The following is a 16949-nucleotide window of genomic DNA, read 5'->3' as shown; positions in this document are numbered from 1 at the left end:
TAACTAAAAATATTTAGCTATAAAACTTATTTTCACAATAATTTAGATGATAAATTAGTCTAAATTATCTTCCATAAAATTAAAACTTAATTCTTTAGAACATTTCTTACATTTATAGGCTATGTTTAGATATTTTATTTTTACATGTAAGCCATAATCAAGCTTATGAATCATACCTTTACATCCACAAATATATTCAAATTTATCATCTTTTTCTTTTTCTTCTATCAACTCCTTTTTTTCTAGACTTTTCTTAAATTTATTAATCCTCATATCATGCTCTACAATATGCTCCAAAAGCCATACTGATACTATTTTGTAAAGTTTTTCTTTAAGATCATTAGTGCTAGTACATTCACTAAGTAATGCACTCATGTCTTTTATAATTTTTTTATGCATTGCTTTGTGTTCTGATAAATATGGATAGTTAATAGTGTACATATAATCTTCTTCGTCTTTAAAATGAATTCGCATATAATCAAAAAAACCACTTAATAGCTCTTTAACCTCTGTTTTATAAATATGTCTATTTAAAAGTTTAGCTGTTTTATCTGCCAAGCTAAAAAGAGTTTGGTGTTGCAAATCTATGTCCACATTTTCTATACTGTATTTATCATTCCACACAGGGAATGCTTCCACAAAAAATCACTCTATACGAATTGGTTTTTTACAAACTTTACAACTATATCTTGCTCCATCAAGAATTTGTAAATGCAAATGATGAGGAATTTTGTGTTTTTCATTTAAACAGCCACAAACATAAAGAATATATTTTGGTGTTATTTCTTCAAAAGTACTTTCTGTCAACGCAACATCTTCTTCAAAAGTACTTTCTTTTGCTTGGAGTTGTTTTTGTTTTTCATATTTATAATATTTCATATCTTCTTTTAATATATGTTCTAAAAGCCACTTTTCTGTAATAATATTTAATTGCTCTTTAAATTCATTCACAGTTTTAATATTTTTAACCAAAGCAATTAATGAAGCTGTTATTTCTTGATGAATTCTTTTATGATACTCTAAATCAGGATAAGCTATGCTTTCCATATAAGCTTCTTCATCTTTAAAATGAGTCTTTACATATTCAAAAAGTTCACTTAAGACTAATTTGATCTCGTTTATACTTGCATGATTTTCAGCAATCAAGTAAGCTTTTTTTGCTATATCAAATAGCACTTTATGCTGTTCATCGATAATTTTATTATGTACACTGTATTCTTTTGCCCATTTAATCATAAATTTCCTTTTTAGATATTTTATAATCGAGCAATAAATAATATAATCTACATTACACATACAAAAAAACGGGTGGAATTATATAATAAATTTTAAACATTTGCAATAAAATTGATATTAATTTATAAAATATTAAAATAATATCTTATTTGGTAAAAATATTAAAAATAAAACTACAAAGATTTGATTTAATTACTGAGTGGTGCGGATGAAAGGACTTGAACCTTCACGCATTGCTGCACCAGATCCTAAGTCTGGCGTGTCTGCCAATTTCACCACATCCGCAAAAGTGGTACGCTCAAGAGGATTCGAACCTCTGACCTACGGCTTAGAAGGCCGTTGCTCTATCCAGCTGAGCTATGAGCGCAAAAAATAAAAGTAACAATAGGCTTATGGTGCGCCCGATAGGAATCGAACCCATAACCTACAGATCCGAAGTCTGTCGCTCTATCCAGTTGAGCTACGAGCGCTGATGGGGTGAGTGATGGGAATCGAACCCACGACCCTCAGGACCACAATCTGATGCTCTAACCGACTGAGCTACACTCACCATTTGTAAAAATGGTCGGGGTGAAAGGATTCGAACCTTCGGCCCCTTGGTCCCAAACCAAGTGCGCTAACCAGACTGCGCTACACCCCGATGTACAAAAATAAAGCGTTATTTTACATAAAAAAATATTAAAAGTCAAGATAAAAAATATTTAGCATAAAAAATGCTAAATATTTTAAGAATTATCCGTTTGTTTTTTTTGAGAAATGATGTTTAAAATTTCAACTATCAAAGAAAAAGCCATAGCTGTGTAAATATATGCTTTATCTATATGAATATCAAAACTTTCACACACTAAAACAAAGCCTATCATCACTAAAAATGCCAGAGCTAAAATTTTAATGCTTGGATATTTTTCTACAAAATCTGCAATTGGTTTAGAAGCAAAAAGCATAACTAAAACTGCAACAATAACAGCAATAATCATAATCTCTATATCTTGAGCAATGCCCACAGCAGTAATAACACTATCAAGAGAAAATACTATATCTATCACAGCTATTTCAGCAACTACAATCCAAAGCTTATTGCTAATTTTTATATTGCTTTGACTTTCTTCTTGGTGCATTATACTTTCTTTAATTTCCTTAATAGACTTAACTATTAAAAACAAACCTCCAAGTAAAAGTACTAAATCCCTACCTGAAATTTCATTGCCTAATATACTAAATAAAGGCGTGACAAGCTTCATCACCCAAAACAAAGACAATAACAATAAAATTCTAGTAATCATTGCAAAAGCAAGACCTAAAATTCTACCCTTATCTCTATGTTCTGGTGGTAATTTAGAAACTAAAATCGCTAGAAAAATGATATTATCAATCCCTAGTACAATCTCCAAAGCTGTAAGAGTAAGCAATACCACCCAAGCATCTACACTAAAAATCCATTCAAACATTTACATTCCTTAAACAAAAGCGTAATTATAATGATGAAAAATTAATCATTTTCAAAAATTTTTACAATGGTTTCAGGTAAAAGTATATGTTCAAGCTGGTGAATTTTATCTTCAAATTCTTCAAAGCTTAATTTAGCTTTTTCAAACGCCTTTTGTGCAATGATTTTACCACCATCAAGCTCTTCATTAACCCAATGCACGCTAATGCCCGCTACTTTCATATCACTTTCATAGCTTTCTTTGATAGCATGAGCGCCTTTGAATAAAGGAAGCAAAGAAGGATGAAGATTAATAGCCTTTATATTTTGAGTGAAAACAGGACTTAAAATTCGCATAAATCCTGCTAAGATAGTCAAATCTACTTGACTTTCTTTTATAATTTTTACTAATTCTGCGTCAAATTCTTCTCTTGAGGTAAATTTTTCATGTTCTATGATTTTGGTATCAAGACCATATTTTAAAGCTCTTTGTATACCATAAGCTTCTTTTTTATTACACACACACAAAACCACCTCAAAGGTATTTTTGCCAAAAGTTTTTTTATGTAATTTTTCTAAAATATTTTCCAAATTGCTTCCATTACCACTAAATAAAACTGCTAATTTTATAAGCATTTTAACCCCTTTATTAATTTTAAAGCATCAAAGCTGATTTTATTTTTCTTATAATTTTTAGCCACCAAAGCATGGGCTAATACTGCATTTTTCGCAGCTTCTAAAGCATTAAATTTAGCTCCAAGTAAAGCTGCTATCATACCACTTAGCACATCCCCACTTCCACCTTTTGCTAAAGCTTCATTGCCACAATTTACTACAAAAAGTTTTTCTTTTTGAGCGATGATAGGATTAGCCCCTTTTAATACCAAAACACATTGAAATTTAGAGCTAAATTTTCTTGCATAAAAAAAACGTTTGCTTTGAATTTCTTCTACACTTATATCCTCATTAAAACAAAGTTTTAAAAGCATAGAAAACTCTTTAGGATGAGGGGTTAAAACAACATCTTCTCTGGCAAGATGTGAAAGTAAATTTTCACTTTGAAAGCAATTTGCATCTAGGACTAAAGGAATGTTTTTTAATCTTTCATCTTTTAAAATACTTAAATCATTAAGTCCCATGCCTATAGCAGCTGCATTTATTTTACCTTCAATATCATCTTTTAGCATTATCAAAGGCGAAAAGCTTTCTTTAGCCACTAAAGACACAAGTCCTGCTCCAAACCCTAAAGCACCAAGTCCTACTAGAGTGCCTGCGCTTTCATTTGCAAAAATATAAATATGGCCAAAATCACCTTTGTTTGAGTTAGTCTTTTTTGTAATGAGTTTTAAATCTTTTTTTTCTAGTAAAAAACTTGGAGTGTTTTGTATATAAGGTTTTAACCCCAAATTTGCAATTTTAATTTTACCCACAAATTCTTTTGCAAAATCTTCTAATAAAATTTCTTTAATCACTCCCATACAAAGTGTATAATCAGCTTTAAAACATAGCTCTTGTCCAAGACCACTAGGAATATCACAAGCTATTTTTAAAGCCTTACTTTTAGCAAGCTTTTTAAAAATTCTTTGTATATTTTCATCTAAAACTTTATTTAAACCACTTCCAAAAACACAATCAATTATGATGTCAAAGTCTTTAAATTTAGGTTCTTTTTTTAAAAAATTAAAACTTGCATTTTTTAAAATTTGCTCTTGCTTGATAAACATTGTGCTTTTTTTATACGGCATAACATAGGCAAAAGCTTTTTTTAAATGTCTAATAGCTACAAGTCCATCGGCTCCATTTCCACCAGTACCAAGCAAAAATAAAATTTTGGCATTTTTTATTTTTTTACTTTTTTTCTTAATCAAATTTGCAAGCTCTATGCCTGCATTTTCCATCATTAAAAACTCATCCAAGCCTTTTTCAATAAGCTCTTTTTCATAAGAAACATTATCTTTAAATACTGCTTTCATCGCTCATCTCACATTTTATAAGCTTTTGGGTTTTAGCACCTAGCTCTTTAAGCTTTATCACTCTTGAAGCAATATTTCCACTTCCATGAGTAAGCTTTGTTTGCATATTTTCTACATTTGTATTTAATCTTTTGATGTTTTCTTTGATTTTTTCAAAATCATCTAAAACACCTGCAAATTTATCATGAAATTTGCCAAGCTCATCAAAAGCTTTTAAGATATTTTCATTGCTTTGTATATTTTTCCATGAAATATTTATAGTATTTAACGCCATAAAAAGAGTGTTTGGTGTAGTTAAATAAACCTTTTTTTTATAAGCGTATTGATAAATTTCAAGATCTACATTTAAAATCAAATCTAAGATATTTTGATAAGGTATAAAAAGCAAAACAAACTCATAAGTATGTTTATCATACTGCATATAGGGCTTTTTAGCTAACTCATCAATCCTTGATTTTAGATTATAAGCTAAATCAATGCAGGTATTTTTATTAATATCTTCAAAGGCAAAATCACTTGGTAGAGAAAATTTTGCATCTATGATTATACTTTTTTGTTTATCTAAAAACACAACCGCATCAGGAATATAAGTCTTACCCTCATCTTGAAATCTATCTTGCAGTTTATACTGAATACCTTCTACCAAACCACTATTTTCTAAAACAGATTTTAATTGTAATTCTGCGAAATTACCACGAATTTTTTTATCACCCTTTAAAATTTTAGCTAGCTTATCTGCGTTTTCTGTTATATTTTGACTAAATTTAAACATATGATCGATTTGTGTTTTAATGCTAACTTCATTTTGGCTAAGTTTTTCACTGTATTCTTTAACACTTTTTTTCACAGGCAAGAAAATTTCTTCTAAGATTTTTTTTGTATCTTCATTGAGCATAAGTTTGTTTTGGCTTAAAATATTAGCATTTTGTTTTTGTAAATTTTGTTCTAATTCTTGTTTTAATTCTACCAAACCTTGCTTATATTTTTCTTCTAGTTTTATTAAAGTTTGAGTGTATTCTTCTTTCAAATTCGCACGCTCTTTTAAATGTATATTTAAAAGTTCTTGCTGGGTTTGTTCTTTTTGAGCTAATTTTGCTTCCAAAGCCTCATTTTTAGATAAATATAATATTTTTTCATCTAAAAGTTTGGAATTTTTTTCCATAAGTGTGGTTTTTTCAAGCTCTACATTAGAAAGTTGATTTTGCAAAGCTATGTTACTTTGGTTTAAAAACTCCAATTTTGCTTTTTCTTTTTGGCTTTTAAACACATACCATATAAAAGCTAAAATTACAACAACTAAAAAGGCTATTAAAACATTTTCCATTTTTAAGCCTTTGTTTTTTCAATAAGAAAATAAATATTTTTTTCATTACCTTCTTTAAATTGTTTCATTTGCGGTAAAAACTCTTTTACTAAAGCTCTAAAATTTTTAAAACCAAAATTTTGTGGAATAAAGTTTGCGTGTTTTCTATTCATATTAGTGCGAATTTGAGCATATTCAGCACGACCTTTTTCTTCTATCAAGGCTTCTGTGATATTGATTAAATCTTTGATATACTCTTTAGTACTTAATACTTTTTCTTTGGATTCATCTTGATCTAAATAAAAAAATTCACTAAAAGAATTCACATAAGATTTTACAGCTTGTTTCAAACCCATACCTATAACTTGCTTTTTACCTTCTTTAAGCCTTTGGATTAAACTAGTATAATCACTATCACTTGAAACAATGACAAAAATATCAATATCTTTTTCATAAAAAAAACTCATAATCTCGGTGATTAAGTACATATCGCTTGAGTTTTTATTAGCTATAAAATTAAATTGTTGCATAGCAATAATAGAATATTGTGCGATTTGTTCTTTCCAATTTTGTATATTTTTTTGTGTCCAATCTCCATAAATTCGTTTTATAACGATTTCTCCATAATCAGAAGCGATGTCAAAAATTGATTTTGCATATTTTGAAGGAATATTTTCTGCATCAATAAAGATCGCCACACTTTTATTGTCCATTTTTTCTCCTATGTAGTTCTCATTCTAAAACTTAATGCTTTTAAAATATGAGTTTTTAAAATCAACTCACTTTGCTCTAAATCCGCAATAGTTCTTGCTACTTTTATGGTTTTATTCACCCCTCTTTGGGAAAGATTATATGAAATTATAGCCTTTTGTAAAATTTCGCTCGCAGAAGAATCTAAAATACAAAATTGCTTCAGCTGTTCATCATTTAATTTAGCATTAAATTCTTCTTGCTTTCTTTGCTTTTGAAATAAAAATCCTTTAAAAACCATTTCACTCATTTGCTTAGAAGTCAAGTTTGTTTTATCTTCATGTGAAATCTCATCCATAGCTACATAAAGATCAATTCTGTCTAAAATAGGAGATGAAATTTTATTTTTATATTTTTTAATTTCTATTTCTTGGCAACGACATGCAAGACTTTTAGAAAACAAATTCCCGCAAGGACAGGGATTTTGTGCACAAGCAAATAAAAATTTAGTCTCATAAATCACTTTGGTATTAACTCTTGAAATAAGAATTTTAAAATCTTCTAATGGCTCTCTTAAACTTTCTATGATTTGTTTTGAAAAATGAGGAAACTCATCAAAAAACAAAACTCCTCCATTTGCAAGTGCTATTTCTCCTATCTTGGCATTTTTAGCTCCTCCACCAAAAATGCTAGCCCTAGTACTTGTATGATGAGGACTTCTAAAAACCCTACTAGCACTAAAGTCATCATCTAAAGAATTTAATGACTTATAGGCGTTTTGAGCTAAAATTTCTTTCAAACTTTGTGGTGGCATGATAAAAGGAAGTCTTTTAGCACACATGCTTTTACCACTACCTGGACTACCTTCAAATAAAATATTATGCATACCCAAAGCTGCTATTATACAAGCAAATTTAGCATTTTCTTGCCCCTTAACTTCTTTAAAATCATAAGGGTAAATAGAATTTTTTATATATTTTTGATTATTAATTTCTATGGCATTTTCAAATAAAGGATGAGCATTATTTATATGATAATTCTCATAATTTTTTTCTTTAAAAAAATCCATAGCTTGGACTAAATTTTCCAAAGCATAAATTGTTAAATTAGGTATCATTGAAGCTTTTTGTGCTATGGCTTTTGGCACCACTACCTTGGCATTTTGTACTTTTGCACTTAAAAAAAGCAAGATAGAAAATAAACTAGCAGTACTTTTTATACTTCCATCTAAACCAAGTTCCCCAAAAACAAAAAAGTCATCTAAATTTTCTTTTTGAAATAAAATCAAAATCGCAATGGCTAAGTCAAAATGAGAGCCATTTTTAGGGATATCTGAAGGACTTAAGTTAATAGTTATTTTTTGTGCTGGAAAATTGAAATTTTGACTTAATAAAGTTGCCTTAACTCTTTCTGTGCTTTCTTTAATAGTGGAATTTGCAAGACCTACTATACTAAAACCTGGCAAACCTCTTGTGAAAGTTGATTCTACATCGATAATATCAAGCTCTGTAGAAAAACTTGCACATTTTAGTTTTTTCATTTGTTCTTTTTGGATTTTTTCTTAAAGTCTTTGTCAAATTTTTGGCGCTTTAAAAAAGAAAGTTTTTCTATAAATAAATGTCCATCAAGATGATCAACTTCATGTTGAATAGCCACCGCTAAAAAATCATGTGCTTGTAAACTTTGTGGCTTACCAAATCTATCTTGATAATCAAGTTGTATATTTTTATAACGCATTACATCTTCATAAAAACCTGGTATGCTTAAACAACCCTCATTGCAAGAAATTTTTTCATCATCTAAAGGTGTTATAATGGGATTAATAATTTCTAAAAGGGTTTGCTTGTCTTCTTTTTGCTTACCTTCTTCATCACCAATATCTACAAGCAAAGCTCTAATTGGCACATCAACTTGAATAGCCGCTAAACCTACGCCCTTATTAGCTATCATTGTTTCATACATGTCATCTAAAAGCACATGTAAGTCTTTATCAAAATTTTCTACTTTTTTTGACTCTAAAAATAATCTTGGATTAGGATAGGTAATTATCTCTCTTATCATTTTTCTTTTTCCACTATTATAAAGGGTTCTAAATTTTTTCCTGAATCTTTTAAAGCTTCAATACATTTTTCTATTAATTCTTCGCTTTTGCTGTCTTGATTAACAGCACTTATAGCCACTTCAACATCTACTTCTATTTCTTTATCTGCTAGAAAAAAATTGGAATTTTCTAAAGATTCTAATATTTTATTGCATATTTCTTGTGCTTTTTCTAAATTTGTATGAGAAATCATCATAGCAAAGACATTGTTTCCACAATGGGCTACTATATCGCTTGAAGAGACATTTTTACTAAAAATCCTACACACACCTTTTAAGAAAGCATTTTTTTCTTTTTGAGTATAAGTTTGCTCAAGAATTTCTTCTTTTACTCTAAAAAATATTAAGGAAGTATGATAATTATATTTTGCATTACTTTCAATGCTTTTTTCTAAATTTTCTAAAAAGTATTTTTTATTATAAACTCCAAATTTAGAGTCAAAATCACTTTGCTCTTCTATATGTTTATAAGTTTGTCTAACCTCATCAAAATTTTCTTTAATCTCATCTGAGTATTTATCTAAAATGCTAGAAAACCTTGAAAGATCTGCTTCAAGAGCGTGAATTACATTAGAAACTGCTAAATTACCTGTGCTAATTGCAAGCTCTGAATTACGTCTTCTTAGCATATCTTTAACTGTTTCAAGATGCCTATAAATCATAGCAATGTATTGCAATAATGCCGAAGTAGAACTAAAACTTTTTTTGATTTCTTGCTCTATATTTGCACGTTTGATACCATCATCATTTTGCTCAAATTCCATAATCTCGCTAACTTTTTTCTTAAAAGCCACCGGACGCTCTTCAAGCATTTTTTGAAAATAAACTCCATAATTAGTTGGTGTTGGAGGTACATTATCTTTTACAAGCTCAGTCAAAATAGACTTTGCAAATTTTTCAAATTCACCTCCACTAATTTTTTGAATTTTTGGAGCTTCTTTGGCTGGAGTTGGATCACTACTTAAATTTAAATCAGCAAATAAATCATCATCTAACATTGCTATGTTTTTCCTTATTTAAAACTTTTTTCCAAAACCTTATCGATTAAGCCATATTCTTTAGCTTCCACAGCACTCATAAAAAAGTCTCTATCAGTGTCTTTTTCTATTTTAGAGAGTTTTTGTTTGGTGTTTTTAGCCAAAATATCATTTAAAATTGCTTTTAATCTTAGAATTTCTTTTGCTTGAATTTCTATATCAGTTGCTTGCCCTCTTGCACCACCTAGTGGTTGATGGATCATAATTCTTGAATTTGGCAATGCAAATCTTTTCCCTGGAGCACCACAACTAAGTAAAAATGCACCCATAGAAGCAGCTTGACCAATACAAATAGTACTTACATCAGCTTTAATATAATTCATCGTATCATAAATACTAAATCCACTGGTTACAACCCCGCCTGGTGAGTTAATATAAAGATAAATATCTTTTTGAGGATCTTCAGCCTCTAAAAATAAAAGCTGAGCTACGATAGAAGCAGCAAGATCATCATTAATCTCACCACTTAACATAATAATCCTATCTTTTAAAAGCCTTGAGTATATATCATAGCTTCTTTCGCCCCTGCTTGTTTTTTCAACTACATAAGGTATGTATGAGCTCATTATTTTTCACTTTCTTTTTCAGTTTTCTTTTTATCGTTTTTTTTGAAAATATCAGCAAAAAGTTTTTCTTCAATTAAAGACATTTTAATTGCAGGTAATGCACCTTGTTTTTTATAATTATCTAAATGTTCTTGTGGGTTAAAGCCATATCTATAAGCTTCAAAATAAATCGCTTGGATTAATTCTTGATCACTTACTGTAACATTTCTAAGTTTTGCTAACTCATCTATAATGAAAGTTAATTTTACGCTTTTTTGTGCATCTTCTTTAAAACTTTCTCTTTTTTCTTTATATTTAGCTTCATCTTTAAATTCTTTTAATTCTTCTTCGCTTAAAGTTCTTAAAGAGCTTCTAAATTGCATATCTGTTTCTTGCTCTACTATATTTCTTGGTAAAACAAAGTCAAATTTAGCTACCAAAGCTTCTGCAAATTGATTTTTAAGCTCATCATTGATAAGTTTAAAGATTTTTTCATTTTTTAGTTGCTCTTTTAATTTTGCGTCTAATTTTTCAACACTTGGTTCTTTTTCTTCAGGCAACAAGCTTTTTAAAAGCTCTTCATTTAATTCAGGCATTTTAAGTTCTTGAATTTCATGAATTTTTACTTTAAATACCGCATCTTTTCCTGCTAAATGTGCTGCGCCATATTCTTTTGGAAAAGTTACATTAATATCTTTTTCCTCACCTGCTTTTAAACCAATCATACCTTCTTCAAATCCTGGTATGAATTGTTTTGAACCAATTTCTAAAACATAATTTTGAGCTTTTCCGCCATCAAAAGCTTTACCATCAACAAAACCTTCAAAATCAAATTTAGCAAAATCGCCTTCTTTTAAAGCTCTTGCCTCTTTAATCGCTTCAGGAGTTGCAAATCTTTTTAATAATTCTTCTTTTTTTGCGTCAATTTCTTTTTGAGTTACTTTTGGTGTATTATAAGTTGGAATTAGTTCTTCATATCCATCTAATTTTACTTCTGGTCTAAAAGATAATACCATTTGAGCTTCAATAGCGCCATCTTTTCTATCAAATTTTTCAAAATATGGTTCACCTACTAAATCTTTAGCCTCTTTTTTAACTTCTTTTAAAGCACCATCTACAGCATTTCTTAAAAGATCTTGCTCCGCATCTCTTGTAAGCTCTTTTTCATATCTTTTAAGTATAGCAGCAACAGGAACTTTTCCTGCTCTAAAACCATCCATTTTCATAGTTTTAGATGCTTTTTTAGCTAATTTTTCAACTTCTGCTTTAATAGCTCCTTGAGCGATTTTCACAGTAGCATTTGCATTTGCAAAATCAATTAGTTTTGCTGTAACTTCCATAATATTTTCCCTTTTTAAATAAAATTTTTTGATAATATACCAAAATTTTCCTTATCACTTTATATAAAAATAAAAATATGTTAAAATTTTAATTTTTGATGGAGAAAAAATGCAAGAAAAATTTGAACAATCAGTAAAAAATATGTTAGAAATTATCGGAGAAAATCCACAAAGAGAAGGACTTTTAAAAACTCCTACAAGAGTTTTTAAAGCTTTTGAATTTTTAAATAGTGGTTATAAACAAGATCCAAAACAAATACTAAATGATGCCTTATTTGAAAGCTCAAACAATGAAATGGTTTTAGTAAGAGATATAGAATTTTATAGTCTTTGTGAACATCATCTTTTGCCTTTCTTTGGGCGCGTACATGTTGCGTATATACCAGATAAAAAAGTTGTAGGGCTTAGTAAAATTCCACGCCTTGTGGAAGTTTTTGCAAGACGCTTGCAAATTCAAGAACAACTCACAGAACAAATCGCAGAAGCTTTGATGGAACATGTAGGTGCAAAAGGTGTTGGAGTGGTTATTGAAGCAAGACATATGTGTGTTGAAATGCGTGGAGTGCAAAAGGCAAATTCTACCACTAGCACTTCAGCCTTAAGAGGTAGTTTTTTAAAAAGTGAAAAAACAAGAAAAGAATTTTTTACCTTAATTAACTCAGCAAAACAGGTCAGATTTTAATGGGCTTAGAAAAACTTCGTAGCAAAATTGCTTCACAAAATCTTGCTAGCGTTTTTGGGCAAATTACTAAAATTTCAAGCACTAGTATAGAAATAAATGGCTTAAAAACTAGCATAGGTGATATCATTAAAATAGTTTCTAGTGAAGATGAGAGCAAAGAAGCTATGGCTATGGTGGTAGAAGTAGATGAAAATTTAAGCTATTTGAGTCCTTTTGGTTTTGTGGAAGGTTTTAAAATAGGTGATCGTGCTTTTATTAATGATGCAGGTATGCAAATAGGAGTTAGTGATGAACTTTTGGGAAGAGTAGTTGATCCTTTTATGCGACCAAAAGATGGTAAAGGACCGATTGAGGCAAGTAAATTTATGCCTATTATGCGTGCACCTATCGATGCGATGAAACGAGGTTTAATAGAAGAAGTTTTCCCAGTAGGTGTTAAAACAATAGATGCGCTTTTAACTTGCGGGGTAGGACAAAAACTTGGGATTTTTGCAGGAAGTGGGGTTGGCAAATCAACTCTTATGGGCATGATAGTAAAAAATTCCAAAGCTCCCATTAAAGTCATAGCTTTAATCGGTGAGCGTGGTAGAGAAATTCCTGAATTTATACAAAAAAATCTTGGTGGCAAGCTTGATGATACCGTGATTATCGTTGCAACAAGCGATGATAGTGCGCTAATGAGAAAATACGGAGCATTTTGCGCTATGAGTGTGGCTGAGTATTTTAAAGAACAAGGTAAAGATGTATTGTTTATCATGGATAGTGTAACGCGTTTTGCTATGGCTCAAAGAGAAATAGGCCTAGCTCTAGGTGAACCACCTACAACAAAAGGTTATCCACCAAGCGTTTTAAGTCTTTTACCTCAGCTTATGGAACGTGCAGGAAAAGAAGAAGGTAAAGGTACTATAACAGCTTTTTTTACCGTGCTTGTGGATGGAGATGATATGAGTGATCCAATAGCCGATCAAAGTAGATCTATCCTAGATGGGCATATAGTACTTAGTCGCGAACTCACTGACTTTGGAATTTATCCACCTATAAATATACAAAATTCAGCTTCAAGGGTTATGGGAGATATTATTAGTGATGAGCACAAGCTAGCTGCTAGAAAATTTAAGCGTTTAAATTCTTTGCTTAAAGAAAATGAGGTTTTACTTAGAATTGGTGCTTACCAAAAAGGTACTGATAAAGAACTTGATCAAGCTATTACCAAGAAAGATTTTATGCAACAATTTCTAAGCCAAAATCCTGAAGAAAGCTTTGAATTTGAAGACACGATTAATATGCTTAAGATGATTGATATGCAATAATTGGAATGATTCTTGCTTTTTTCATGATAAAAAGTCATGAAAAAAGGATGGATCATGTCAAATGTAGCATTTTTAGATCACCAACAAAACTTAGGTTTAAAATATACTGATATTTGTCAAAATATTTTTGAAAGAGAAATCTTTACACATATGTTTTTAGAATGTGTATGTTTTGATCTATTAGAAGGTAAAGCTAAATTAAAATATTTAAAAATTATTGCTTCAAAAGAAAATTTTATAGTTGAGTTTAAAATCAATAATCAAAAAAAATCTTTTATTATTAATGATAAAAAGATTTTGAATGAGGAATTTAACTCAAAAAGAATGACTCAAGATGAATATGAAAGAGAGATTGCTAGAATTTATCAAATAGAGAGATATTTAAAAACGCAAAGCAATCTTCAAAATTTCTCTAGCGAAATCAGTACTATAATGAAAAATCTTTTTAAAGATATGGATGAGTTTAAAAACTATATCGATACGCTTGAAGCCAAAGAAAACACCCACAATCATTACTTATCAAAAATTTACAATATAGCTTAATATTAACCAAACTTTGCCGATAATATTACTAATCCAAACAAAAGGAGTATGTTATGGGCGAAGTTACTAACAATCAAGCAAGTTTAATGCTTAACATTGCAACTACTATGATGAAAAAAACCATAGAAGCCAATGAAAATGCAGTAATGCAAGTACTTGAAGGCGTAAATGCAAACCCTACTCCAACTACTACTCCTAGCACTAGTTCAGGATTACTTGACATTTACGCTTAAATTTTCTCTTCGATTCAAAAATTTTGGCATAACTTTTGCTTTTTTGCAGTTAAGCAATATTTTTGAAGAGAAGAGTTATGTTTATAAATTCTAATGTTAATCCATATCAGAATTTTGCAAATTATCCTTTTGTAAAAACTGAACACACAGAAGAAAAAAAAGAAAATACTAATATTAAAAGTGATTTACTTGATATCAAAGGTTCTAATTTAGATTACAAGATAACCTATGCAAGTGAATTTGGTTTTAGAATCAACGAGCAAGGTTTTTTTGAAAAAGATCTTAATAAAACAGCTGCTTTGCCTCTTGATTATGATATTAACATAAAAAGTATAAGAGAGATTTCAAAGCAACTTATAAAGCTTGATGAGAATTTAAACTATAATAAAATAGACTTACCAAGACTTTTAAATACTTATCATAATACATTAAAAACCATTAATCATGAATTTCAAAAAAATGATAATAGCTTTTTAAATAAAGCTCAAATTTCAGAGTTAAATCAAGGCTATAGTTATACTTATGAAGGAAAAATTTTAAAAGTTTATGAAAATGCTAAAAGTCTACAAAGTGCAAAAGAGACAAATAAAAATTTAAATACTTTAATGCTTGATAATAAAATAGGTGATTTTGCTTTTAATACAAGCATAGAAAACACAGCTAGCAATCCTATTATAAAACCTTATCTAAACCGTCAAGGCGCAGTTTCTAAAAGTGGATTATTGCTTAATTATATTTACCATGATTTAAAAGAACAAAACCATCAAAAGGCTAATTTCTTTTTATCTCCTATTGAATTAGATATATCTTCTAATATAAATTTTCAAAAACTCATGAGAGGTCAAATGAGTATGCAAGATTATCTAAGTGAAAGCAATAAAGAAAAAATGAGTTTTGATCTATACTTGCATATTAATGGGGTGGATAAAAACAATACTTCAGAAGATAAACTTTCGGTTTTTTTTCAACAATACATTAACTATCAACATAGTATCAACATGCAAGAATTTGCAAATTCAAGTTCTATTTATAGTCTTTATAGCGAACAAGTTAGTAAAGAAATTGAAGTTTTAAAAGAAGAATTCAATCAAAACAATCCTAATATTGATCTTGAAAAAATCAATACTCAAAAAGAACTTTTAGATACTCAATTTTTAGAAAATCGCAAAAAACAAGCTAGTATTAATAAAATTTTACACTCTTATTTAAACGCTATGGCTTAAACTTGTGCTAAAATAATAACAAAAATTTTTGCACAAGTTAAAAACTTACTTGATTTAATATTAAATTTAATATTTTAGTGTATATTAACAAAAAAGATAAAAATTATCCTAATTAAAGGAGTATAATTTGAAAGTATATTTAGATAATAATGCAACAACACAACTTGCACCAGAAGCTTACGAGCTTATGAAACCTTTTTTAAAAGAATATTATGGTAATCCAAATAGCCTTCATCAATGGGGTAGTGCAACTCACCCTGCTTTAAAAGAAGCTATGGATAAACTTTATACAGGACTTGGGGCAAGTGATTTAGATGATATCATTATCACTTCCTGTGCTACAGAGAGTATTAATTGGGTATTAAAAGGTGTGTATTTTGATAGAATTTTAAATAGTGATAGAAATGAAGTAATCATTTCTAGCGTGGAACATCCTGCAGTAGCTGCTAGTGCTATGTTTTTAAAATCCTTAGGGGTTAAGGTCATAGAGCTTGGCGTTGATCATGAGGGTGTTTCTAGTGTAAAAGATCTAAAAGAAGCTATTTCAGATAAAACTGCCCTAGTGAGTATTATGTGGGCAAATAACGAAACTGGTATGATTTTTCCTATAGAAGAAATGGTTCAAATTGCTCATGAATATGGAGCATTATTTCATACTGATGCAACTCAAGCTGTTGGAAAAATCAAGGTTAATTTTGCAAAAACTGGGGTTGATTTTGCTTCATTTTCTGCACATAAATTCCATGGCCCAAAAGGTGTAGGTGGACTTTATATTAAAAAAGATATAGAATTAACTCCACTTTTACATGGTGGTGAGCATATGGGTGGTAGAAGAAGTGGAACTTTAAATGTGCCGTATATTATAGCAATGGCAGAAGCTTTAAGAATTGCAAATACTATGCTTGATTTTGAAAACTCACACATTAGAAGATTAAGAGATAAATTAGAAGATTTAATTTTAGCTATGCCTGATACAAGTGTAGTTGGAGATAGATCAAGAAGAGTTCCTAATACCATCTTAGCTAGCATTAAAGGCGTAGAAGGCGAAGCTATGCTTTGGGATTTAAATAAAAATGGCATAGCAGCAAGTACTGGTTCAGCCTGTGCTAGCGAAGCACTTGAGAGTAATCCTATCATGGAAGCAATTGGTGCTGAAAATGATTTAGCTCATACTGCCCTAAGACTTTCTTTATCAAGATTTAATACAGAAGATGAAATTGATTATACAGCAGAGCAAATAAAAAAAGCAACACAAAGACTTAGAGCAATCTCAAGTACTTATGCATATAAGCCTGAAAATATTTAAAG

At 29.8% G+C, this 16949-nt stretch carries 18 protein-coding genes and 5 tRNA genes; 6 read left to right on the top strand and 17 right to left on the bottom strand.

Translation table 11 applies throughout. From position 1 onward, the window contains the following. Positions 1–54 precede the first annotated feature (54 nt). From L8X40_RS06230 to tig, 17 genes are all read right to left on the bottom strand, one after another. A complete protein-coding gene (locus L8X40_RS06230) occupies positions 55–624 on the bottom strand; it encodes a hemerythrin family protein (protein ID WP_158211392.1) in 570 nt (189 codons plus the stop codon). Positions 625–645: 21 nt separating this feature from the next. Next, positions 646–1236, bottom strand: coding sequence for a bacteriohemerythrin (locus tag L8X40_RS06225; protein WP_263667542.1), 591 nt, complete (start codon positions 1234–1236; stop codon positions 646–648). 200 nt (positions 1237–1436) lie between these two features. Then, positions 1437–1521 (bottom strand) — tRNA-Leu (locus L8X40_RS06220). A gap of 5 nt (positions 1522–1526) precedes the next feature. Beyond that, a tRNA-Arg gene (locus L8X40_RS06215) sits at positions 1527–1603 on the bottom strand. A 26-nt stretch (positions 1604–1629) separates the two neighbouring features. Beyond that, positions 1630–1706 (bottom strand) — tRNA-Arg (locus L8X40_RS06210). A 3-nt stretch (positions 1707–1709) separates the two neighbouring features. Further along, positions 1710–1786, bottom strand: a tRNA-His gene (locus tag L8X40_RS06205). Between the two features lie 12 nt (positions 1787–1798). Next, positions 1799–1876, bottom strand: a tRNA-Pro gene (locus L8X40_RS06200). Between the two features lie 85 nt (positions 1877–1961). Continuing rightward, positions 1962–2684, bottom strand: coding sequence for a TerC family protein (locus tag L8X40_RS06195; protein WP_263667541.1), 723 nt, complete (start codon positions 2682–2684; stop codon positions 1962–1964). A gap of 41 nt (positions 2685–2725) precedes the next feature. Further along, a complete protein-coding gene (gene purN / locus L8X40_RS06190; protein ID WP_087699180.1) occupies positions 2726–3298 on the bottom strand; it encodes a phosphoribosylglycinamide formyltransferase in 573 nt (190 codons plus the stop codon). Further along, on the bottom strand, positions 3289–4635 hold the full coding sequence (locus L8X40_RS06185) for an NAD(P)H-hydrate dehydratase (protein WP_263667540.1): 1347 nt from the start codon (positions 4633–4635) through the stop codon (positions 3289–3291). Before L8X40_RS06185 ends, purN begins: the two co-directional genes overlap by 10 nt. Beyond that, entirely contained in the window at positions 4619–5959 is a 1341-nt protein-coding gene (gene rmuC, locus L8X40_RS06180; RefSeq protein ID WP_263667539.1) for a DNA recombination protein RmuC, read from the bottom strand. Before rmuC ends, L8X40_RS06185 begins: the two co-directional genes overlap by 17 nt. A 2-nt stretch (positions 5960–5961) precedes the next feature. Beyond that, positions 5962–6651 carry an NYN domain-containing protein gene (locus L8X40_RS06175; protein WP_039627173.1) on the bottom strand — a complete coding sequence of 230 codons (690 nt, stop codon included), beginning with the start codon at positions 6649–6651 and terminating at the stop codon, positions 5962–5964. 8 nt (positions 6652–6659) lie between these two features. Beyond that, positions 6660–8168: a YifB family Mg chelatase-like AAA ATPase gene (locus tag L8X40_RS06170; RefSeq protein WP_087699177.1), complete on the bottom strand. Its 1509-nt coding sequence runs from the start codon at positions 8166–8168 to the stop codon at positions 6660–6662. Beyond that, positions 8165–8689 carry a peptide deformylase gene (gene def, locus L8X40_RS06165; RefSeq protein WP_087699176.1) on the bottom strand — a complete coding sequence of 175 codons (525 nt, stop codon included), beginning with the start codon at positions 8687–8689 and terminating at the stop codon, positions 8165–8167. Before def ends, L8X40_RS06170 begins: the two co-directional genes overlap by 4 nt. Continuing rightward, entirely contained in the window at positions 8686–9726 is a 1041-nt protein-coding gene (locus L8X40_RS06160; protein ID WP_087699175.1) for a GGDEF domain-containing protein, read from the bottom strand. Before L8X40_RS06160 ends, def begins: the two co-directional genes overlap by 4 nt. A 14-nt stretch (positions 9727–9740) precedes the next feature. Beyond that, a complete protein-coding gene (gene clpP / locus L8X40_RS06155) occupies positions 9741–10331 on the bottom strand; it encodes an ATP-dependent Clp endopeptidase proteolytic subunit ClpP (protein ID WP_087699173.1) in 591 nt (196 codons plus the stop codon). Next, positions 10331–11650 carry a trigger factor gene (gene tig, locus L8X40_RS06150; protein ID WP_214100435.1) on the bottom strand — a complete coding sequence of 440 codons (1320 nt, stop codon included), beginning with the start codon at positions 11648–11650 and terminating at the stop codon, positions 10331–10333. Before tig ends, clpP begins: the two co-directional genes overlap by 1 nt. Positions 11651–11759: 109 nt before the next feature. Here tig and folE point away from each other — a divergent pair, with 109 nt between their 5' ends. The 6 genes from folE to L8X40_RS06120 all read left to right on the top strand — a co-directional run bounded on the left by folE (position 11760) and on the right by L8X40_RS06120 (position 16947). Then, a complete protein-coding gene (gene folE, locus L8X40_RS06145; protein ID WP_012662169.1) occupies positions 11760–12332 on the top strand; it encodes a GTP cyclohydrolase I FolE in 573 nt (190 codons plus the stop codon). Next, positions 12332–13642, top strand: coding sequence for a flagellar protein export ATPase FliI (gene fliI, locus L8X40_RS06140; protein WP_087699169.1), 1311 nt, complete (start codon positions 12332–12334; stop codon positions 13640–13642). Before folE ends, fliI begins: the two co-directional genes overlap by 1 nt. Before the next feature lie 54 nt (positions 13643–13696). Then, the gene (locus L8X40_RS06135; protein ID WP_087699167.1) at positions 13697–14185 is read left to right on the top strand and encodes a hypothetical protein; all 489 of its coding nucleotides are present in this window, start codon (positions 13697–13699) and stop codon (positions 14183–14185) included. 53 nt (positions 14186–14238) lie between these two features. Continuing rightward, on the top strand, positions 14239–14418 hold the full coding sequence (locus L8X40_RS06130) for a putative motility protein (RefSeq protein ID WP_087699165.1): 180 nt from the start codon (positions 14239–14241) through the stop codon (positions 14416–14418). Positions 14419–14495: 77 nt separating this feature from the next. Then, positions 14496–15641, top strand: coding sequence for a hypothetical protein (locus L8X40_RS06125; RefSeq protein WP_263667544.1), 1146 nt, complete (start codon positions 14496–14498; stop codon positions 15639–15641). Positions 15642–15768: 127 nt separating this feature from the next. Then, positions 15769–16947 carry a NifS family cysteine desulfurase gene (locus tag L8X40_RS06120; RefSeq protein ID WP_087699161.1) on the top strand — a complete coding sequence of 393 codons (1179 nt, stop codon included), beginning with the start codon at positions 15769–15771 and terminating at the stop codon, positions 16945–16947. Positions 16948–16949: the final 2 nt, after the last annotated feature.

The organism is Campylobacter sp. CNRCH_2013_0855, assembly GCF_025773025.1.
GTDB classification, from domain to species: Bacteria; Campylobacterota; Campylobacteria; order Campylobacterales; family Campylobacteraceae; genus Campylobacter_D; species Campylobacter_D jejuni_C.
The sequence above is the reverse complement of the archived record's forward strand: the minus strand, read 5'-3'. Positions and strand labels throughout refer to the sequence as shown.